Source organism: Janthinobacterium sp. PSPC3-1, from assembly GCF_049896105.1.
Lineage (GTDB): Bacteria > Pseudomonadota > Gammaproteobacteria > Burkholderiales > Burkholderiaceae_D > Janthinobacterium.
The window spans coordinates 126,464-144,900 of sequence record NZ_JAFCTQ010000005.1; the positions used below are offsets into that span (position 1 = coordinate 126,464).

An 18,437-nucleotide genomic window follows, 5' to 3' on the forward strand; every position below is an offset into this window, starting at 1 on the left:
AGGCGCCGGCCTTTACAACACGCTCGATTGGATACGCAATGGAACAGGCAACGACGGCGGGATCGCACCCGCCTGTGGTAAGGCACATCGTCATGTGGGATGTGCGCGGCGAGACGCCGCAGGAAAAAAACGCGGCGGCGCACTTGATCAAGGCCACGTTCGAAGCGCTGGCCGGCCGCATCCCCGGCATGCGCAGCGTCGAGGTGGGGCTGGACATGAGCGGGGTCGATTATGCCTGCGACGTGGTGCTGTGCATGGACTTCGACTCCCGGGCCAGCCTGGCCGCCTACGCCAGCCACCCCGAGCACCTGCGCGTCAAGCAGTTGCTGGGCGACAGCCGCATCGCCCGCCACCAGGTCGACTACGCCGTCCCCGCCACCGTCAACCGAAGAGAGGAATGATCATGTATGACTTTACCTATACGGCGCTGGCCTCGCGCGTGGTATTCGGCCTCGACAGCGTCAAGCATGTGGAGCGCGAAGTCGAACTGCTGGGCGCCAGCCGGGCGCTGGTGCTGTGCACACGAGAACAGACGCAGCAGGCCGAGATGGTGGCCGGCCTGCTGGGCAGGCGCTGCGCCGGCATCCATGCGGGCGCCGTCATGCACGTGCCGATCGCCAGCGCCCGCGAGGCGGTGGCGGTGGCGGCGCGCCTGGGCGCCGACTGCGCGGTGGCCATCGGCGGCGGCTCGACCGTCGGCCTGGGCAAGGCCATCGCGCTCGAGTCGCCGCTGCCCATCATCGCAATCCCGACCACCTATGCGGGTTCCGAGATGACGCCGATCTACGGCATTACGGAAAACGGCATCAAGCGCACGGGCCGCGACAGCAAAGTGCTGCCGCGCACCGTCATCTACGATCCGCGCCTGTCGCGGGGCCTGCCGGCCGCCATGTCGTTCGTGAGCGGCATCAACGCCATCGCCCATGCGGCCGAAGGGCTGTACGCGCAGGACGGCAACCCGGTCATGTCGCTGATGGCAGAGGAAGGCATACGCTCGCTGGCCAGCGGCCTGCGCAAGCTGCGCCAGGACCCGCAGGACCTCGACGCACGCGGCAGCTGCCTGTATGGCGCCTGGCTGTGCGGCACGGTGCTGGGCCAGGTGGGCATGGCGCTGCACCACAAGCTGTGCCACACCCTGGGCGGCTCGTTCAACCTGCCGCATGCCGAGACCCACGCCATTATCCTGCCCCATGCGCTGGCCTACAACGCCAACGCGGCGCCCGAGGCCATGCGGCGCATCGCGCGCGCGCTGGGCAGCGACGATGCGGCGCAAGGCATGTTTGACTTGTCGCAGGAGCTGGGCATTGCGCTGGCCCTGAGCGAGATCGGCATGCCTGCCGATGGCCTGGACCACGCTTGCGCCACCGCGCTGGCCAACCCGTACTGGAACCCGCGTCCGGTCGAAGCGGCGCCCTTGCGGGCACTGCTGCAGCGGGCATGGAGCGGCAAGCGCCCGGCGGTCTGAGCCCCCGACCTGCACCGCCAGGGTCAGATCGGATCGTAGAACAGCTCGTCGACATAGCACCAGCCCCAGGTCTCGCCCGGCTCCTTGGAGCGGATGATCGGGTGCCCGGTCGCATGAAAATGCCTGGTGGCGTGCTTGTTCTTCGAATCATCGCAGCAGCCGACATGGCCGCACACCATGCACACGCGCAGGTGGACCCAATCGTCGCCCAGTTTCAGGCATTCCTCGCAGCCTTCGGAATTGGCGCCGCGCGTATGGATATCGTGCAAATGCTGGCAAGCCTGGCTCATATTGCTCTCCTGTGGATGATTACGGTGTATCTTTCCTGCGCTGCGGTATCAGCCACAAGACGGCCACCGCCACATAGATGGCGGCGCCGGCCGGCGCATACCATAGCGACAGCGCAATCGCCACCAGGTACAGCGCGATCGACAATTCCTTCTTGCGGCTATGGCCCAGCGCCTGCGCCAGCGGCGAATCGGGGCCTTCGCTGGCCACCAGCGAGCGTACCAGCATGCGAAAAGCCACCGCGCACATCAGGAGCACCACGCCGTACAAGGCCATCGGCGCCGGGGTCAGCGGGTAATTGCCGGCCCAGGCGGTGACCAGCGGCACCAGCGACAGCCAGAACAGCAGGTGCAGATTGGTCCACAGTATGCGCCCGTTGACCTGGCGCGCCAGCTGCAGCACGTGATGGTGGTTGACCCAGTAGATGCCGACATACACAAAACTGAGCAGGTAGGCGCACAGCACCGGCGCCAGCTCCAGCACTTCGGTCCAGTGCGGCCCGCTGGGCACCTTCAGCGCCAGCACCATGATGGTGATCGCGATGGCGACCACGCCATCGGTAAACGCTTCCAGGCGGCTCTTGTTCATGATGTCGGGGGCAAATGAACCATGCTAGCGCGAAGACGCGCGCTTGCCGCCTGCCGGAAGACCAGTACCCATGATCCGCCTGACCCAAAGACAGGGACAAAAAAGCCGCAATTGCCGCTACACTGAGGCATCGCCACCCATGGAGCCACGCATGACCTCTCTCGACAACGACCTGGCCGAACGCGCCCGCCTGATCGCCCTGGCGCGCGCCCTGCGCGACCTGCACAAACACCTGATCAACGTGGAAACCCAGTACTTCGGCGCCGTCGGCAGCCCGCTGGAACTGCTGCAACTGGTCACCAACCACCCGCATTTCGCCTGGCTGCAGAAATTGTCGGGCCTGATGGCGCAGATGGACGAGCGCCTGGACGAGCCGGAACCGGTCACCCCGGCGGTCGCCCTGACCTACCGCCGCGCGCTGGAAGCGCTGATCGGCCCGTCCGAAGACGGCGACAAGGAGTTCCAAGCCAAATACAACGCGCTGCTGCACGACGCGCCGGAGATCGTCATGGCGCATGGCGCCGTCAGAAAATTGCTCAGTTCAATTGCGGTGCAGGGCTAGGCTTGAACCTTCCCTGCCGTGCCGCTGCAGGCAGATCAACCATGCAGCGCCGCGCCCGCGTTCGCACCAGCCTGCGCAGCGGGCACCCTGACGCGCAGCGCGATCAGCAGCGCCGCCAGCAGCATCAAGGCGCCGGCGGCCATGAAGACGCCGGCGATGCCGCTGATGCTGAACATGGCGCCTCCGGCCGCTGCCCCCGCCGCAATGGCGGACTGTACCGACGCCACCACCATCCCGCCGGCGCTTTCCGCCTGATCCGGGAGGGCGCGCGCCACCCAGTTCGACCAGGCCACCGGCACGCCGCCAAACGCCAGGCCCCAGATCGCCATCAGCAAGGCCTGCCCGGCCAGCGAGGCCGGCAACAGTACCAGCGCCAGCGCGGCGACACCCACCAGCGCCGGCATCAGCACCAGGGTCAGGCGCAGGCTGCGTTGCATCAACTGCCCGGCCAGCAAGGTGCCGGCAAAGTTGGCCAGGCCAAAACCCAGCAGCATCAGCGCCAGCGTGTCAGGTGCGACATGTGCCGTGGTTTCCAGGAAGGGCCGGATATAGGTAAACAGAGCGAAGTGTCCGGTATGCGCCAGCACGCAGCCCAGCATGCCCACCGCAATGCCGGGACGGCGCAGCAGGCCCATTACCGTGCCGTGCCCGGCCGTGGGGCGGGCCGGCAGCTGCGGCAAGGTCAGCCACTGGAATGCCAGGGTGACCACGCCGATAGCGCTGGCGGCAAAAAATGCGCTGCGCCAGCCGTACAGGCCGCCAAGATAGCTGCCCAGCGGCACCGCCACCACGGTTCCCACGGCGATGCCACTGAAAATGATAGATAGCGCGCGCGGCAGCAGCCTGGCCGGCACCAGCCGCATCGCCACCGCCGCCGCCATGCTCCAGAAACCGCCGAGGGCGACACCGAGCAGCATGCGCATCAGCAGCAACACGCCCAGGCTGGAAGACAGGGCCACCAGCAGGTTCGACGCGATCATCAGCGTGGAAAAGGCCAGCAGCACCAGGCGCCGGTCAAAGCGCCGCGTCAGGCGCGGCACCAGCAGGCCGGCAAACAGCGCCACCACGGCCGTGATCGTCACCGCCTGCCCGGCCAGCGCTTCCGACACCCGCATGTCGGCGGCCATCGGCGTCAGCAGGCTGGCCGGCAGGTATTCCGCCGTCAGCAAGCCGAATACGCCCATCGTCAGCGAAAACACCGCCATCCAGGCCGGCGCCGCAGGTTCGGCGCCGGCAGCAGCCTTGCCGGTCCCGGTCCCGGTCCCGGTCCCGGGTGATACATCACAGATACAATCGCTCATTGCATGGTTCCTCAAGGTTTGAACAAGACGCTCACTGTAGACGCGCTGATTCGGATGGTCTATGATGGAAACCCTGCATTTTTTGATCAAAACCCCGGCAATGACGCACACCGACGTATTCGCCTTGTCTTCCGACCTGATCAGCGCCCTGCTGACGGACATGCGCCTGCGCGGCGTGCAATACCGCCGGGTGCAGGCCGGTGCCCGGTTCGGCCTGCACTTCGAGGCCAGGCCGGGTCATGCTTATTTTCACTTCCTCGCGGTCGGCTCGGCCGTGCTGCGCACCAGCGACGGCACCGTGCATGCGCTGGCGGCAGGCAATGCCGTATTGATGCCGCACGGCGGCGCGCATCAACTTTTGTCGAGCGCCGACATGCCGGCCATCGGCATCGACAGCTATCAGGCTTCGCCGCTGGGCGACAAGGTCGACGCCGTCGATGCTTGCCCCAGCCTCGGCATGACACCGGGGACCATCTTGTTTTATGGCTGCATGGAATTCGATCTCGGCGGCATGCAAGGCCTGGGGCCCTTGATGTCCGAGGTGATGGTGGCCGATGTGATGGGGCAGCGCTACCCTGGCCTGGCGGCCATTCTCGGCTCCATGAAAAGCGAAGTGTGTTCGGGCCGCGTCGGCTTTGCCGGCATCCTGGCGCGCCTGGCCGAAGTGGCGGCCGCCATGATCGTGCGCGGCTGGGTGGAATGTGGTTGCGACCATGCTTCCGGCCTGGTGGCGGCGCTGCGCGACCCGCGCCTGGCGCGCGCCATCCTGGCGCTGCACCGGCAACCGGGCCGCAACTGGACGGTGGAAGAACTGGCCTTCGAATGCCACAGTTCGCGCTCCGCGTTCGCCGAACGCTTCCAGGCGACGATCGGCACGCCGCCGCTGCGCTATGCCACCGAGCTGCGCATGCACCTGGCCAGCCAGTGGCTGGGCCAGGGCCGGCTGCCGGTCGAGACCGTGGCGCAGCGCCTCGGCTACGCCTCCCAGGCCGCATTCAGCCGCGCCTACAAACGCATCACCGGCCAGACACCTGGCGTAAGCCGGCGCAAGCCGGCGGATGGCGGCGCCTGAACCGCGCAGGGAGGCGGCCACTTCGGCCATTTACGCTATGGCGATGTGTCGCGCGCGTCGCGGTGCGATTACAATAAAGCAAACAGCATTGCGCATACCGCCGCAAGCTGGCCAACCATGGAAAGGTGCAAATGAGTGTTCCTTCAAGCGTGACAGAAACCCGCGTCGCCGTGCTGGTCGACTGCGACAACACCAGCCCGGCCATCCTGGCGTATGCCCTCAGGATGGTGGCGCAATTCGGGCGCGTGGTCTTGCGGCGCGGCTATGGCAACCATACGACCTTGAGCGCCAAATGGCAGGCGGCGCTGGTGGAACAGGCATTCACGCCCTGCCTGCAATTCCAGTATGCCAGTGGCAAGAATACGGCCGATATCGCACTGGCGCTCGACGCCCTGGAGGCGATGTTCGACCAGCGTGCCGACGTGTTCTGCCTGATCACCAGCGATTCCGATTTCGCCTATCTGTGCCGCAAGCTGCGCGAGCGCGGCGCTTCCGTCTGCATCGTCGGCGAAGCCAAGACGCCGTCGGCGCTGCGTAACGCCAGCGACCAGTTCTTCGAGTGGACGCCAGAGCCTGCCGCCAGCCCGGCGCACGCCGCGCCCGTTATCCTGACGCCGGTGCAGCCTGAACCTGCGCCAGCCAAGCCCAGGGAAGGCGTCAAGCTGCAGCCGCTGCTGGTGGTCGACGCGGTCAGGCTGCTGGTCGGCGATGCGGCCGAGGGAAAAGTAGGATTGGGCGCGCTGGGACAATACCTGAAGCGGACAGACTCGGGATTCTCGCCGACCAACTTCGGCCATTCCGGCCTGCTGAACATGGTCAGGACGTATGACCTGCTGACCGTCACGGTGGAGCCGGGCGGCCATCACACGGTGGGGCTATCGGATATGCGCAAGGTGAAGATGCACAAGGTTCCTTAATACCTGGACTTGGCCTCGCACCATATGGCAATCATTCATCCACATCAACTGCCAGCGCACGCGGCCGGTTCGCAAGGTAATACAGCATATATCCGGAATATATCAACGCACCTGACGCCACCGCTGCCTTAAAACAATGCGCCAATGAATCCTCGGCCTCAAAGTCGTATTTTTCCAGGGATGACCTGGCAAATCCTGTCAGCCGGTCCAGGTCAACACCGTCGATTTCGCCATCGTCCCCGAAATCGAAATCTACCGTGCCTGTCGCCAGGCCTACCGCACAGCCAATGCCATGCTTGAAGTAAGAAATACCGCCTTCAAGTTGGCCACGAAAAGGAATGTCCATTCCAGCCCATGCGGTACTGCTATCTGGCATGGGAATTCCAGATCGTTTCATCAATACCAATGCAGCGCGAACGCTATTCTGGTAATCCGAAATCAAGCGGGCAAGGTTCTCATTCATATGGTTTCAACGTGGATCAGCAATTTTTTCAAGATATTAAAAAAGCCCCTGGCGAACAGGGGCTTCTCGCTACGACAGCACTGTAACAGTCATTACTGTACTTGGTACTTGACCGAACGTGGCCCGTACAGCAAACCATTGGTCATGCCGGCCGACAGCAGGCGCGCATTGGCCACGCCAGCGACCGGATGCGCCGCATCGGTGGTGCTGTTGATGATCTGCTTGACGGCCGCCGCCACCAGGGCGCCGATCAGCCCGCCGCCACCGTTGTTGCCGCCCTCGTTGTTGGAGGCGCTGGCCTTGCCTTCCCACAGCAGGGTGCCGCTTTTCAGGTCGACCAGCTTGGCCGTCACTGCCACTACCGCCACGCTGTCGATCACGGTATAGGTCGAGCCGTACTTGTCGATGGTGATATACAGGCCGGCGTCGGCGCCGAAGATCTCGTTGAGTTTCTTGACGTCGACACCGTGGATATCGGCCGCATTGGTCAGGCCATTCTGCTTGAAGGTCTCGCCGACCACGGCCACCGGCAGCACGTAGTAACCGGCCTCGGCCAGCGGATACGACACTTGCGCGTAGACGCTGTTGCCGGCGTTGACTTCCGGCGAATTGTTCAGCGGCGGCAAGACCACGATCGAGCGCGGCTTGGCGGCCTTGAATGCCGTGTAGTCGTACGATGGCGCCTTGGTGGCGCAACCGACCATCAGTACGGCCGGCGCCAGCAGCAACGCCATTTTTTTCAAGCGCGACATCATAATTTCTCACCTTTTTTCAGTTTGCCCAGCAGGAAGTCCATATACGCGCTCGATTCGGGAAACAGTTTTTTCTCGTCTTCGAACTGCGTGGCCACCTGGTCGGACTTGCCGGCGATCGAGTACAACATGCCCAGATGGGCATGGAAGCCCGGCGGTACGCTGTTGCCCTTGGCACTGATCAGCGCCAGGGCTTTTTCCATTTCGGCGATCTGCCGCTCCGGGCTTTCGCCTTTCAGGTACTGGTAGACCTGCGGCTGGTAGCCGTCCCATTGGTACAAGGTCTTCGGCGCGGTGGCGCAGCCAGTCAATGCGACGCACGCCGCCAGCGCCAGCATGCCGCCGGCTTTTTTCATAAGGTTCTTCATCATTGCTGTTTGCGCAGTGCGCCCGCTTCCACGCCGGCCACCAGGCGCTCGACCGCTTCGCGCATGGCCAGGTCCAGGACTTTGCCGTTCAGGGTGGCGTCATAGCTGGCGGTGCCGCCAAAGCCCAGCACTTCGCGGTTCGACAAGCTGTACTCGCCTGCGCCCTGGGCCGAATACACCACTTCCGAGGTGGCGATATTGACGACGTTCAGCGATACCTTGGCGTAGGCCACTTGTGTCTTGCCACGGCCCATGATGCCGAACAATTGCTGGTCACCCACTTCCTTGCGGCCGAATTCGGTCACGTCGCCGGTAATGACAAAATCGGCGCCCTTGATGTTCTGTGCCTGCTTCTTGTATTCCGATTCCTGCTTGATTTCCGCCAAGTTGTCGCGGTCGAGCACGTTGAAACGGTTGGTACCTTGCAAGTGCGAGATCAGGATGGTTTTCGACTGGCTGCCGAGGCGGTCGACGCCATCGGAGAAAATGCCCCGCATGAAGCTGGAGCGGTTGTCGAACTTGCCGACGGCGATCAGCGTGCGCTGGCCGACATAAGGGCGGGCGGCACTGGCGACCGCAGGAACAGCGAGGGCTTGCGATGTTTCGGTGGCGCAACCGGCCAGCGATCCACCGATCAGCGCGGCCATCAGCAGCGCGCCGCAGGTATTTTTATTCATGATGCCCTTAAGAAGTGAGAGGTCAAGGAAACGCTTGCATAGTGATTTTTTGCAAGTTAATTTCCTTAATGCAATTATAATTTATTACTTACATTATAATTCTCACCAAATGTCACTCCGGCAATGACATTTCGAAGGACTATCCTATCAAGTCAAGCCAGCAACTGCCGGTACAGCCTGGTTGCCATCAACCCCGCCGCGCTGTGATGGTTGGCCGGCGACATCAGCGGTATCAACATGTCCATGGCCGACCCCTTGCTGCCCTGCTCCGCCACGGTCTGTTCCAGCGCACGCAGGTCCGCGTCGAAAGGTTGCTCCCCAGGCTGCCGCAAGCCCAGGTGGCGGCGGAACACGCCGCGAACGCCGGGCTGCGACGGACGCGGCTGGGCATCGGCCAGGGTTTCGATGGAACGCATGGCGGCGCGGTGCGACATGATGCGCGGCGCGGCGATGCCGGTGTCATCGACTGGCGACTCGATCCAGTCGCGCAGCACCTGCTGCTCGTAGGGGCTGAAGACGCCGAACATTTCCGCCCGCTCGCTCTGGATCAAGCGCCAGAAGCGGCTGTCCTCCACCGGTGCGCCGCGCTGTATCCAGCCGGTGGCGGTCAATTTATCCAATAGCTCCGGCACCTGGCTCTTGTCGCCGAGCCAGTCGTTGATGCTCTTGCCGCCGATGCGGCAATAGTCGGAATGCATGTTTTTGCCGGCCACGCTTTTCTCGCACAGGATGCGCACCAGTTCCTGCCGCAGGTCGAAGCCGGCGATAATGTCGGTGGTGCCGGCGCCCAGGTCATTCAGGCGAAAACCGTTGCGCACGCGGCGGTAGAACGCCTTGCTGTCGCCGAAGCGCGGCATCAATTGCAGCACCGCATCGGTGGCCTTGCGCGCATGGCCGGTCGAACCGTTGTCGACCGTCACATGCAGGGTGAAATAATAGGGATCGATGCCCAGCTCATTGAGTTCATAGGCGGTGATCAGCAGGTGCAGGGGCAACTGTTCGTAGCCCAGGTTGAAGCCAATGATTTCGGGCAGAAAGTTGCCATTGTCGTGGGCCAGGGCCAGCTGGATGGCGCCCTGCACGAAGTACCGGTCGTCCAGGTCCTGCCAGTCGTCGCAGCCATGGCTGGCCAGCAGCTTCTGGTACAGCACCACATGGTTTTTTTCCTCCACGCCATCGCCCAGCTCCTCCAGGTAGATCTGGATCAGGGCGCGGAAACGCTGGTGCTGCCATTGCTGCAAGGCGCTGTACAGCCAGGAGCCGTCGACCAGCTTGGTGGGCGCGGCGGCGCGCAAAAAGTACAGCGCGTGCGACTTGCTGGTGAAAAAGCGGCGTGGCGCGCCATTCTTGCGTTCGGCCAGGTAGGCCTGATATTCCACGCCGACCTGTTCGGCGCTGCCGCGCGACCAGTTCAGCAAGTCTTCCGGCTGCTCGGGCAAGCCATCGGGCAGATCGTCCGCAGCCAGCAGTTGCTGCTGCAGATAGTGGCGGGCGGTGGCGCGCGCCATGGCAGCATGGCCCGGTGCGCCAAGGGTATCGTAGATGGCGCGCGCATTGGGCAGGCGTGCTGCCTGGTCGCGTTGAACAGGTTGTGCTGCAGTGGAAAGCAAGCTGTGCATGACCGTGCCTTGAAAGAGTTGAGGCCTGGCCGGACTGCGGGAGTCGGGCGGCGGCCGGTATGCATGCATTATCAAGACGGACGGTGCATCCGCACATCAGTACGCTTCGCGCCCGGGCGTGGGACAAGGCTTACAGCCAGGAATTACTTCTTGCGCAGGAAGTCAGGCAGCATGCTCATCAGCACGCCATCCTTGTCGATCACATGGTGCTTGATGGCGGCAGCCGCATGGCCCAGCACCACCAGGCCGAAGCTCCAGGCCAGCCATTGATGGACCAGCTTGGCAAGGCCATAATATTCCTGGGCCGGCGCCACCAGCGGCGGCAATTGCACCAGGCCCAGCAGCATGATGGGCTTGTCGGCCACCGAACTCCACATCCAGCCCGACAGCGGCAAGGCGATCAGCGCCACCGCATACAGGCCATAATGGCCCAGGTGCGCCATGCGCTGCATGGCCGGCGACATCGAGGCCGGCAGCGGCGGGGCCGGATGGGTAAAACGCCACAGCAGGCGTAGTGCCGTCAGGAACAGCACCGTGCTGGCAATGGCCTTGTGCAAGAAGGTCAGCTGGTGATGGGGGTTCAGTTCGTCGCGCAAATGCACGGCCACAAAGCCGATCAGCCAGGCGGCGATCCAGATCAGCGCCATCAGCCAGTGCTGGAATTTCGAGATCGGGTGGTAGGACGGCGTGGTGGCGATGGGCTTGGTCATGGTGTGTTTAGGGCAGTCAAATTAAACGATACAATAGTGTATCACCATACGATACAAGGTATTCCATGCAAAAAGATACGGGTGGCATCCAGGTGATTGCGCGGGCGGCCGCCATCCTGCGCGCGCTGGGGCGCGAAGGCATGAGCCTGGGTGCGCTGGCAAAACAGACGGGCTTGCCGCGCTCGACCGTGCAGCGCATCGTCGATGCGCTGGCGGCCGAGGATTTCGTGGAGGCCGGCGACGCGGGCGTGCGGCTGGGATGGGGCCTGGGACGGCTGGCGCAACTGGCACAGTCCGATATCGTGCTGGCGGCGCGGCCCCACCTGGAAGCGCTGTTCGAAGCGACGCACGAGAGCGTCGATATTTCCACGCGCCAGGGCAGCGAGGTATCCTTTCTCGACCGCATCGTGTCCGACCAGGAGTTGCGCGTGGTGCCGATCACCAACAAGCCGCGCCGCCTGCATGCGATGGCCAACGGCAAGGCTTTACTCGGCAGCATGAGCGACGCGGAAGTCGAACGCCTGCTGCAAGACAACTTGCTTGCGCTGACGTCCCACACCATCGCCACCCTGCCCGCCTTGCTGGCCGACCTGGCGCTGGCGCGCGTCAGCGGTTTCAGCTACGACCGCGAAGAACACGCGCTGGGCGTGTGCGCGATCGGCACGGCGATCCGCGTGCCGGGCCTGCCGGCGCTGGCCATTTCGGTGGCGGCGCCGGCGTCGCGCTTCGAAGCGAGCCTGCCCGCGCTACGGCAAGCGCTGCAGGCGGCGCGCGCGGCGATCGAGCAAAGCCTGGCTGCGCTGCAAACGCCGCCGGGCTGATTCAGCTGTCGGCCAGCCGGGCCACGAGCCACTGTTCGAAGTCGGCCACCATGGCCGGCTCCAGGCGGTGGCCGGCCTCGTACTCCCGGTACTGCAGGCGCACGTTCAGGCCAGCCAGCACCTGCCTGGCATGATGCGCAAAATGCAGACCCAGCACCTGGTCCTGGCGGCCATGGCTGACAAACGCGTGCAAGGCTGCCAGCGGCTTGCCCGGCGTGACCAGCGGCAGCACTTCCGGCAGGATGCGCCCGCTCAGGATGCCGAAACCGGCCAGCTGCTGCGGCGCGCTCAGGGCCACGCTGGCGCTCATGATGCCGCCCTGGCTTAAGCCGGCGATCCAGATGCGCTCCGGATCGATGGCATGCGCTTGCGGCAACTGCCCGATAAACGCCAGCAAGGTCGTGCGCGCCCGCTCGGCCTGCGGCGCATCGATGGCCGGGCCGTTTGCCGTGAAGCTGACCCGGAACCAGGCGAACTGCATCGGCCCCAGTGCCAGCGGGCCGCGCGCCAGGATCACGCTGAAACGCGGATCGATGCCGCGCGCCAGTTCCATCAAGCCCTGTTCAGTGGCGCCCACGCCATGCAGCAGGATCAAACAGGGCGACTTGCCCGCGCCGCGACTGCCCTCGCGCAGCCGGTACACCAGGCCGGAGACCGGTTCGGTCAGGGTGTGATTCAATTGTTCGCTCATCGCTTACCTTGTGTTATCGACAGACCTATCGTAACCATCTTGATATGGTTGATAAAGTAGCGTGCGACCGCTAGACTATTTCCATTTGATTGACAATCGCGAAAGCCCTGCCAATATGGATGTATTCGCTTCAATGAAGATGTACGCGGCGGTGGTCGATGGCGGCAGCTTTGCGGCGGCGGCCGGCAAGCTGGGCGTGTCGCGCGCGATGGTGTCTAAACAGGTGCAAAAGCTGGAAGAGCACCTGGGCACGCGCTTGCTCAACCGCACCACGCGCCGCATCAGCCTGACGGAAACGGGACGCGAGTTCCACGAGCGCAGCGTGCAGATCCTGGCCGACGTGGAAGACGCCGAACAAGGCGCGGCACGCCTGACCCGCACGGCCCGCGGCCTGCTGCGCGTGACGATTCCGCTCGCTTACGGCCAGCACCGGCTGGCCGCCATCGTCGGCGACTATGCGCTGGCCTACCCGCAGGTAAAGCTTGACATTGCGCTCAGCGACCGCAAGCTCGACCTCGTCGAAGACGGCTTCGACCTGGCGATCCGCATCGGCGCCCTGCCGCCATCGGACCTGGTGGCGCGCAAGATCGGCAGCGAACGCAGCGTGGTCTGCGGCACGCCCGCCTACCTGGCCCGCCATGGCGCGCCGCAACTGCCGTCCGACCTGGCCGGCCATGCCTGCCTGGGCTATACCCTGACCGGCGCCGGCAACGAGTGGCGGCTGGAAAACACCGGCGACGGCGCCATGGCCAGCATCGCCGTGAACGGCCCCATCAAGGCGGACAACGGCGACATCCTGCGCCTGGCCGCGCTGCGCGATGCCGGCCTGATCTTCCAGCCGCGCTTTATCGTCGCCGGCGACCTGGCGGCGGGCCGCCTGGTGCAAGTGTTGCCGCAATGGCAGTCGGGCGAACTGGGCGTGCATGCTGTGTATCCCAGCCGCAAGCACCTGTCGGCCAAGGTGCGCACCTTTATCGACTATCTTGCGGAACGCCTGGCCTGAATGGACACTGCCAGCCGGACGCGGCAAATCCGTTTGAAATGCGACAATTGCTACAGCACGATCACGATGCGGCCTATTTGACATTCAACCTCGGGAGAACGACATGAAAATGCTTTTGACGGCGGTACTGGCGCTTGGCGCGCAACTGGCGCACGCACAGACGGTGGAATTATTCTTCGCGGGGCCGAACGGTGCGGAACAGGCGGCCGGCACGGTCAGCATTTCGCAAACCCAATACGGCGCCCTGCTGACGCCCGACCTGAAAGGCTTGCCGGCCGGCACGCACGGTTTTCATCTGCATGAAAAGCCATCGTGCGACGCCAGCGTGACGGACGGCAAGCCAACCCCGGCCGGCGCCGCGGGCGGCCACTGGGACCCGGCCAAGACCGCCGCGCACAAGGGCCCGTACGACGCCTCCGGCCACCAGGGCGATTTGCCCGCCATCTACGTGGCCGCCGATGGCACGGCCACTTATCCGGTACTGGCGCCGCGCCTGAAAGCCGCCGACTTCAAGGGCCACGCGCTGATGGTGCACGTGGGCGGCGACAACCACAGCGACCATCCTGAAAAACTCGGTGGCGGCGGCGCGCGCATGGCGTGCGGCGTGGTCAAATAAGCGATAACAAGCGGCACGGCGCCGTCGCCGTGTCCATAGTAAACTGCGCGCCTTGAACCTTGCTGAAAGAAAAACATGAACGCCGATACCCCCAACAAACCCGCGATGGATGCGGAAACGCTGGAATTCATCCGCGGCCTGTTCGCCCTCGTGCGCGAAGGCGATACGGCGCAACTGGGCGCCATGGTCGCCAAGGGCGTGCCGGTCAACTTCCGCAATGAAAAAGGCGACAGCCTGATCATGCTGGCCAGCTATCACGGCCACCTGGACACCTCGCGCCTGCTGCTCGAAGCGGGCGCCGACGCCAATGTGCCGAACGACCAGGGCCAGACGCCCCTGGCCGGCGTCGCCTACAAGGGCTACCTGGAGATCGCCGAACTGCTGCTGCAGCACGGCGCCAAGGTCGAAGGCGGCAGCCCCGACGGCAAGACGCCGCTGATGATGGCCGCCATGTTCAACCGCCTGGCCATTCTCGAGTTGCTGCTGAAGCACGGCGCCCGCATCGACGCCGTCGACAGCCGCGGCATGACGGCCGTCTCGCTGGCCAAGACCATGAATGCGGCCGATACCCTGGCCCATTTGACCGCACTGGGCCAGACGGCATAATTATTGTGGCAAGATTGTGTCAGTTTGCCGGCGCCGGCATCTGAGCTGCGGCGCGGGCAAACCAAAGCACGCGCCCAGGCCGGCCGATTCGCTACACTGGCTGTCATGAGCACACCCTCTCCCACCATCTCGCATCCGCTGGCCGTCGCGCTGGCCCTGTCGCTGGGCGCCGCCGTGGCGCTGGGCCTGTCGCGCTTTTCCTATGGCCTGCTGTTGCCGCCCATGCGCGACGACCTGGGCTGGTCCTACCTGCTGGCCGGCGCCATGAACACCTGCAATGCGCTGGGATACTTCCTCGGCGCCCTGGCCACACCCGCCCTGCTGCGCCGCATGGGCACCTGGCGCCTGCTGATGGCTGGCAGCGTGCTGGCCAGCATCTTCATGCTGCTGTCCGGTTTTGTGAGCGACACCACCGCCCTGTTCCTGCAGCGCTTGTGCGCCGGCGCGGCCAGCGCCTTTGTGTTTGTCGCTGGCGGCGTACTGGCCGCGCGGCTCGGCTCGCTGCAGGGCGAGCGGGCCGGCTTTATCATCGGCCTGTACTACGGCGGCACGGGCTTCGGCATCGCACTGTCCGCCTTGCTGGTGCCGGCCACGTTGTCGTCGGCCCAGCAGCATGGCGCGGCGCACGGCTGGCAATCGGCCTGGCTGGCGCTGGGCATCGCCTGCCTGCTGGCCACCGCCCTGATGGCCCTGCCGGCCAGAAGCATCGGCGAGGCGCGATTGATGCAGGGCCAGGCGCAGCGTTTTTCCAGCAAGGACTTTGGCTGCGGCCTTGCCGCCTATTTCATGTTCGGCGCCGGCTATATCGGCTACATGACGTTTGTCGTCGCCCTGCTCAAGCAGCAGGGCATGTCGCCGCAGCTGATCACCGTGTTTTATACTTTGCTGGGCCTGGCGGTGGTGGCCTCCTCGCGCATCTGGGCCCGCATGCTGGACCGCAACAAGGGCGGCCAGTCGCTGGCCATCCTGAACGCCCTGCTGGGCCTGGCCACCCTGATACCGGCACTGACCAGCGCCGCGCCGTTCATCTTCCTGTCCGGCCTGGTGTTCGGCGCCGTGTTCCTGTCGGTGGTGGCTTCCACCACGGCCCTGGTGCGGCACAACCTGCCGCCGGAATCGTGGCCGGCCGGCATCAGCGCCTTCACCGCCGTGTTCGCCTTCGGCCAGATCGCCGGCCCGGTGCTGGTCGGCTGGATCGCCGATGGCCAGGCGGGGCTGGAGCGTGGCCTGGTCGCTTCAAGCGTGCTGCTGTTGATCGGCGCGGCGCTGGCGATGGGGCAGAAGGCGCTGGTGGCTGGCCGTTGAAATCGCAACGGCGCCGCGCCTGGCAGCGCGCGCAGCGGTGGATTTTGACCAGTTTTATGGTGAAAAAGCCGCTTTTCAGCTGAAAAACGCATGGCATGCATCGTGCTGATAGGAGGATATCTTCACTATCAGGAACGACCCCGCCATGCCATCTCCTTCATCGCGCAATTTTGTTTTCCTTCCACTGCTGACCGCTTTCCTGGCGCCCGCCCAGGCCCAGGACGGCGGCGCGTCCGGCGCCGAGGCGCTGGCCGGTGCGGCCGCCGCCGCCGGCAATGTGGTGGTGATCGGCACCCGCCGGGCCAATACCACGGAGCTGAGCAGCCAGGCGCCGGTCGATGTGTATTCGACGCGGCAGCTGGCCGAGACGGGCGCCGTCAATCTGAACCAGGCGCTGCAGGCGCTGGCGCCCTCGTTTCAATACAATGTGACGGCCGGTTCCGATGGCGTGGCCACCGTGCGGCCGGCCGCCCTGCGTGGCCTGGCGCCGTCGCAGACGCTGGTGCTGATCAATGGCAAGCGGGCCCATTTGTCGGCCTTCGTCAATAACAAGAGTGGCCTGGGCCGTGGCGCGCAGGCGTTCGACCTGGCCAAGATCCCGCTGGCCGCCATCGACCGGGTGGAGATTCTGCGCGATGGCGCGGCCGCCCAATATGGTTCCGATGCAATTGCCGGCGTGATCAATATCGTGCTGAAAAGCCAGGATGCGGGTGGCGCGGCGGCGGTCCAGGTGGGCAAGTTTGCCGAAGGCGACGGCTTTTCCAAGAGCGCCAGCGGCTCGGCCGGCTTTGCCCTGCCCGGCGACGGCTTTCTGACGGTGGCCGGCGAAGCCATCAACACCCAGCGCACCACCTTGCGCGAAGGGGCCGACTCGCGCCAGTTCTACTTTGCCAACGACCCGCGCGAAACCTCGGGCGCGGCCAGGCGCGAATGGCTGGTGGGCTCGCCCGCGCTGGAAGAATATAACGGCGTGCTCAATGCCGAATGGGGCCTGGCGCCGGAATTGCGCGCCTATGTGTTCGGCAACGTGGGCCACCGCCTGGGCCGCTCGCAGGGGCTGTTCCGCCGTCCCAACGACAACGGCACGGTGCGCTCGCTGTTTCCCGACGGATTCCTGCCGCTATTGAATACCACTTCGAACGATGGCGCACTGAATGCCGGCCTGCGCTACGGTAACGACAAGACGGGCCAATTCGACCTGGGCGTCAATCATGGCGGCAACCGCATCAAGTTCGACGTGCCCGATTCCATCAACGCCAGCCTGGGCGAGGCCAGCCCGCGCAGCTTTTATGCGGGCGGCATGAAAAACACCCAGACCAATCTCACGCTCGACTATGTGCGCAATGCCGCCGTCGGCTTTTCCACCGAGCCGCTGGTGGTGTCGGCCGGCGCGGCCTTGCGGCATGAGAAATTCTCGATCGACGCGGGCGACGAGGCGTCGTGGATCGCCGGCACCGTGCCGATTCTTGACGGCCCCAGCGCGGGCGCGCGCGCGCCGGCCGGCGCCCAGGGTTTCCCCGGCTACCGTCCCGACGACGCGGGCAGCCTCACGCGCAGCGTGCAAGGCGTATATGCGGGCCTGGAAAACCAGCTGACCGAGAAATTCCAGTGGGGCGCCACCGCCCGTGCCGAGCATTATTCGGACTTCGGCAATACCTGGAACGGCAAGCTGTCGCTGCGCTACGATTTTACGCCCGCGGTTGCCTTGCGCGCCACGGCCAGCAATGGCTACCGCGCGCCGTCGCTGGGCCAGGCCAACCTGTCGTCCACGCAAACCACTTTCCGCGCCGGCGAACCGTTCGACGTGCGCAATTTCCCGGTCGATCACCCTGCCGCGCGGGCCCTGGGCGCCACCGCCTTGAAACCCGAAAAATCGGTCAACTTTTCCACCGGCCTGGTGTTCCAGCCGGCGAAAAATACCTCGCTGACCATCGACGCCTACCAGATCGCCATCCGCGACCGCATCACCTTGTCCGAAACCCTCAGCGGCGCGCTGGTCGAGCGGCTGCTGCGCGAGGCCGGCTTCGCTGGTGTCAGCGGCGCCTCCTTTTTTGTCAACGCGCTCGACACCCGCACGCGCGGCGTGGATGTGGTGGGCAATCACCGCCTGGCGTTGCAAGGCTACGGCAACCTGGACCTGGGCCTGGGCTACAACTACGGCGTGACCAAGATCACGGGCGTGAAGGACAACTCGGGCCAGCTGGCCGGCAGCGGCCTGGCGCTGGTGGGCCGCACCACGCGCGGCAATATCGAGTCGTACTCGCCCCGTTCGACCTTGCGCCTGACGGGCCGCTATGCGGTGGGCGACTGGACGGTCGGCGTGACGGAAGCGCGCTACGGCAAGTTCACGGTGGTCGACACCGGCAACAACCCGGCGCTGGACCAGGTATTCGGCGCGCAATGGGTCACCGACCTGACCCTGGCCTACAAGCTGGGCCGCCATACCAGCATCACCTTCGGCGCCAACAACCTGTTCGATTCCTACCCGGACAAGACGCGCCCGGAACTGCGCCTGGCCGGCGGACGTTATGTCTACCCTTCCAGCCAGGCGCCGGTCGGCGCCTTCGGCACCTATTACTCGCTGCGCCTGGCCACCGCGTTCTGATGTTCCAT

The 18,437-nt window shown here is 64.9% G+C and carries 21 protein-coding genes; 11 read left to right on the forward strand and 10 right to left on the reverse strand.

Annotated features, from left to right (window positions below):
- Positions 1 to 38: 38 nt before the first annotated feature.
- Positions 39 to 401, forward strand: a complete 363-nt coding sequence (locus tag ACP7B7_RS08010; protein WP_308920782.1) for a Dabb family protein — start codon at positions 39 to 41, stop codon at positions 399 to 401.
- A gap of 2 nt (positions 402 to 403) precedes the next feature.
- Positions 404 to 1,465: a maleylacetate reductase gene (locus tag ACP7B7_RS08015; RefSeq protein WP_426076298.1), complete on the forward strand. Its 1,062-nt coding sequence runs from the start codon at positions 404 to 406 to the stop codon at positions 1,463 to 1,465.
- 23 nt (positions 1,466 to 1,488) lie between these two features.
- On the opposite strand, the gene ACP7B7_RS08020 is transcribed toward ACP7B7_RS08015, so the two are convergent.
- Together ACP7B7_RS08020 and ACP7B7_RS08025 are read right to left on the reverse strand one after the other, a co-directional pair.
- Positions 1,489 to 1,755 (reverse strand): UBP-type zinc finger domain-containing protein, encoded by a 267-nt coding sequence (locus ACP7B7_RS08020; RefSeq protein ID WP_426076299.1) that lies wholly within the window; start codon positions 1,753 to 1,755, stop codon positions 1,489 to 1,491.
- 19 nt (positions 1,756 to 1,774) lie between these two features.
- Positions 1,775 to 2,341 carry a TMEM175 family protein gene (locus ACP7B7_RS08025; RefSeq protein WP_308920779.1) on the reverse strand — a complete coding sequence of 189 codons (567 nt, stop codon included), beginning with the start codon at positions 2,339 to 2,341 and terminating at the stop codon, positions 1,775 to 1,777.
- 151 nt (positions 2,342 to 2,492) lie between these two features.
- Here ACP7B7_RS08025 and ACP7B7_RS08030 point away from each other — a divergent pair, with 151 nt between their 5' ends.
- Positions 2,493 to 2,903, forward strand: a complete 411-nt coding sequence (locus ACP7B7_RS08030; protein WP_426076300.1) for a hypothetical protein — start codon at positions 2,493 to 2,495, stop codon at positions 2,901 to 2,903.
- A gap of 35 nt (positions 2,904 to 2,938) precedes the next feature.
- Here ACP7B7_RS08030 and ACP7B7_RS08035 read toward each other — a convergent pair whose 3' ends face one another.
- On the reverse strand, positions 2,939 to 4,204 hold the full coding sequence (locus tag ACP7B7_RS08035) for an MFS transporter (RefSeq protein ID WP_374694183.1): 1,266 nt from the start codon (positions 4,202 to 4,204) through the stop codon (positions 2,939 to 2,941).
- Between the two features lie 61 nt (positions 4,205 to 4,265).
- Here ACP7B7_RS08035 and ACP7B7_RS08040 point away from each other — a divergent pair, with 61 nt between their 5' ends.
- Both ACP7B7_RS08040 and ACP7B7_RS08045 read left to right on the forward strand, forming a co-directional pair.
- Entirely contained in the window at positions 4,266 to 5,276 is a 1,011-nt protein-coding gene (locus ACP7B7_RS08040; RefSeq protein WP_426076301.1) for an AraC family transcriptional regulator, read from the forward strand.
- A 131-nt stretch (positions 5,277 to 5,407) separates the two neighbouring features.
- On the forward strand, positions 5,408 to 6,193 hold the full coding sequence (locus ACP7B7_RS08045; protein WP_426076302.1) for an NYN domain-containing protein: 786 nt from the start codon (positions 5,408 to 5,410) through the stop codon (positions 6,191 to 6,193).
- A gap of 31 nt (positions 6,194 to 6,224) precedes the next feature.
- Here the strand turns inward: ACP7B7_RS08045 and ACP7B7_RS08050 are convergent, their stop codons facing one another.
- From ACP7B7_RS08050 to ACP7B7_RS08075, 6 genes are all read right to left on the reverse strand, one after another.
- Positions 6,225 to 6,656 (reverse strand): DUF6896 domain-containing protein, encoded by a 432-nt coding sequence (locus tag ACP7B7_RS08050; protein ID WP_308920775.1) that lies wholly within the window; start codon positions 6,654 to 6,656, stop codon positions 6,225 to 6,227.
- Between the two features lie 92 nt (positions 6,657 to 6,748).
- On the reverse strand, positions 6,749 to 7,411 hold the full coding sequence (locus ACP7B7_RS08055; RefSeq protein ID WP_426076303.1) for a DUF799 domain-containing protein: 663 nt from the start codon (positions 7,409 to 7,411) through the stop codon (positions 6,749 to 6,751).
- The gene (locus tag ACP7B7_RS08060; RefSeq protein ID WP_426076304.1) at positions 7,408 to 7,779 is read right to left on the reverse strand and encodes a DUF4810 domain-containing protein; all 372 of its coding nucleotides are present in this window, start codon (positions 7,777 to 7,779) and stop codon (positions 7,408 to 7,410) included. Before ACP7B7_RS08060 ends, ACP7B7_RS08055 begins: the two co-directional genes overlap by 4 nt.
- Complete coding sequence (locus ACP7B7_RS08065; protein WP_308920772.1) at positions 7,776 to 8,453, reverse strand: CsgG/HfaB family protein; 678 nt, start codon at positions 8,451 to 8,453, stop codon at positions 7,776 to 7,778. The genes ACP7B7_RS08060 and ACP7B7_RS08065 overlap by 4 nt, the downstream gene beginning before the upstream one ends.
- Before the next feature lie 152 nt (positions 8,454 to 8,605).
- Positions 8,606 to 10,072 carry an iron-containing redox enzyme family protein gene (locus ACP7B7_RS08070; protein ID WP_426076305.1) on the reverse strand — a complete coding sequence of 489 codons (1,467 nt, stop codon included), beginning with the start codon at positions 10,070 to 10,072 and terminating at the stop codon, positions 8,606 to 8,608.
- A gap of 143 nt (positions 10,073 to 10,215) precedes the next feature.
- Positions 10,216 to 10,782: a cytochrome b gene (locus ACP7B7_RS08075; protein WP_308920770.1), complete on the reverse strand. Its 567-nt coding sequence runs from the start codon at positions 10,780 to 10,782 to the stop codon at positions 10,216 to 10,218.
- A gap of 65 nt (positions 10,783 to 10,847) precedes the next feature.
- Here ACP7B7_RS08075 and ACP7B7_RS08080 point away from each other — a divergent pair, with 65 nt between their 5' ends.
- Positions 10,848 to 11,603, forward strand: coding sequence for an IclR family transcriptional regulator (locus ACP7B7_RS08080; RefSeq protein ID WP_308920769.1), 756 nt, complete (start codon positions 10,848 to 10,850; stop codon positions 11,601 to 11,603).
- Between the two features lies 1 nt (position 11,604).
- On the opposite strand, the gene ACP7B7_RS08085 is transcribed toward ACP7B7_RS08080, so the two are convergent.
- Positions 11,605 to 12,294, reverse strand: coding sequence for an alpha/beta hydrolase (locus ACP7B7_RS08085; protein WP_426076306.1), 690 nt, complete (start codon positions 12,292 to 12,294; stop codon positions 11,605 to 11,607).
- Between the two features lie 133 nt (positions 12,295 to 12,427).
- Between ACP7B7_RS08085 and ACP7B7_RS08090 the strand changes: the two genes are divergently transcribed.
- The 5 genes from ACP7B7_RS08090 (at position 12,428) to ACP7B7_RS08110 (ending at position 18,429) form a co-directional block, all read left to right on the forward strand.
- On the forward strand, positions 12,428 to 13,297 hold the full coding sequence (locus ACP7B7_RS08090; RefSeq protein WP_426076307.1) for a LysR family transcriptional regulator: 870 nt from the start codon (positions 12,428 to 12,430) through the stop codon (positions 13,295 to 13,297).
- 103 nt (positions 13,298 to 13,400) lie between these two features.
- Positions 13,401 to 13,913, forward strand: coding sequence for a superoxide dismutase [Cu-Zn] SodC (gene sodC / locus ACP7B7_RS08095; RefSeq protein WP_308920766.1), 513 nt, complete (start codon positions 13,401 to 13,403; stop codon positions 13,911 to 13,913).
- Positions 13,914 to 13,988: 75 nt separating this feature from the next.
- On the forward strand, positions 13,989 to 14,519 hold the full coding sequence (locus ACP7B7_RS08100; protein ID WP_308920765.1) for an ankyrin repeat domain-containing protein: 531 nt from the start codon (positions 13,989 to 13,991) through the stop codon (positions 14,517 to 14,519).
- A gap of 105 nt (positions 14,520 to 14,624) precedes the next feature.
- A complete protein-coding gene (locus ACP7B7_RS08105) occupies positions 14,625 to 15,824 on the forward strand; it encodes a YbfB/YjiJ family MFS transporter (RefSeq protein WP_426076308.1) in 1,200 nt (399 codons plus the stop codon).
- 145 nt (positions 15,825 to 15,969) lie between these two features.
- Positions 15,970 to 18,429, forward strand: coding sequence for a TonB-dependent receptor plug domain-containing protein (locus tag ACP7B7_RS08110; RefSeq protein WP_426076309.1), 2,460 nt, complete (start codon positions 15,970 to 15,972; stop codon positions 18,427 to 18,429).
- Positions 18,430 to 18,437: the final 8 nt, after the last annotated feature.

Excerpts from the sequence above, each read along its gene's own strand:
- ACP7B7_RS08025 (WP_308920779.1), bottom strand. The coding sequence starts at position 2,341 with ATGAACAAGAGCCGCCTGGAAGCGTTTACCGATGGCGTGGTCGCCATC.
- ACP7B7_RS08070 (WP_426076305.1), bottom strand. The coding sequence starts at position 10,072 with ATGCACAGCTTGCTTTCCACTGCAGCACAACCTGTTCAACGCGACCAG.
- ACP7B7_RS08010 (WP_308920782.1), top strand. The coding sequence starts at position 39 with ATGGAACAGGCAACGACGGCGGGATCGCACCCGCCTGTGGTAAGGCAC.
- ACP7B7_RS08015 (WP_426076298.1), top strand. The coding sequence starts at position 404 with ATGTATGACTTTACCTATACGGCGCTGGCCTCGCGCGTGGTATTCGGC.
- ACP7B7_RS08020 (WP_426076299.1), bottom strand. The coding sequence starts at position 1,755 with ATGAGCCAGGCTTGCCAGCATTTGCACGATATCCATACGCGCGGCGCC.
- ACP7B7_RS08100 (WP_308920765.1), top strand. The coding sequence starts at position 13,989 with ATGAACGCCGATACCCCCAACAAACCCGCGATGGATGCGGAAACGCTG.
- ACP7B7_RS08105 (WP_426076308.1), top strand. The coding sequence starts at position 14,625 with ATGAGCACACCCTCTCCCACCATCTCGCATCCGCTGGCCGTCGCGCTG.
- ACP7B7_RS08040 (WP_426076301.1), top strand. The coding sequence starts at position 4,266 with ATGATGGAAACCCTGCATTTTTTGATCAAAACCCCGGCAATGACGCAC.
- ACP7B7_RS08075 (WP_308920770.1), bottom strand. The coding sequence starts at position 10,782 with ATGACCAAGCCCATCGCCACCACGCCGTCCTACCACCCGATCTCGAAA.
- ACP7B7_RS08050 (WP_308920775.1), bottom strand. The coding sequence starts at position 6,656 with ATGAATGAGAACCTTGCCCGCTTGATTTCGGATTACCAGAATAGCGTT.
- ACP7B7_RS08060 (WP_426076304.1), bottom strand. The coding sequence starts at position 7,779 with ATGATGAAGAACCTTATGAAAAAAGCCGGCGGCATGCTGGCGCTGGCG.
- ACP7B7_RS08065 (WP_308920772.1), bottom strand. The coding sequence starts at position 8,453 with ATGAATAAAAATACCTGCGGCGCGCTGCTGATGGCCGCGCTGATCGGT.
- ACP7B7_RS08035 (WP_374694183.1), bottom strand. The coding sequence starts at position 4,204 with ATGAGCGATTGTATCTGTGATGTATCACCCGGGACCGGGACCGGGACC.
- ACP7B7_RS08030 (WP_426076300.1), top strand. The coding sequence starts at position 2,493 with ATGACCTCTCTCGACAACGACCTGGCCGAACGCGCCCGCCTGATCGCC.
- ACP7B7_RS08080 (WP_308920769.1), top strand. The coding sequence starts at position 10,848 with ATGCAAAAAGATACGGGTGGCATCCAGGTGATTGCGCGGGCGGCCGCC.
- ACP7B7_RS08045 (WP_426076302.1), top strand. The coding sequence starts at position 5,408 with ATGAGTGTTCCTTCAAGCGTGACAGAAACCCGCGTCGCCGTGCTGGTC.
- ACP7B7_RS08090 (WP_426076307.1), top strand. The coding sequence starts at position 12,428 with ATGAAGATGTACGCGGCGGTGGTCGATGGCGGCAGCTTTGCGGCGGCG.
- sodC (WP_308920766.1), top strand. The coding sequence starts at position 13,401 with ATGAAAATGCTTTTGACGGCGGTACTGGCGCTTGGCGCGCAACTGGCG.
- ACP7B7_RS08055 (WP_426076303.1), bottom strand. The coding sequence starts at position 7,411 with ATGATGTCGCGCTTGAAAAAAATGGCGTTGCTGCTGGCGCCGGCCGTA.
- ACP7B7_RS08085 (WP_426076306.1), bottom strand. The coding sequence starts at position 12,294 with ATGAGCGAACAATTGAATCACACCCTGACCGAACCGGTCTCCGGCCTG.
- ACP7B7_RS08110 (WP_426076309.1), top strand. The coding sequence starts at position 15,970 with ATGCCATCTCCTTCATCGCGCAATTTTGTTTTCCTTCCACTGCTGACC.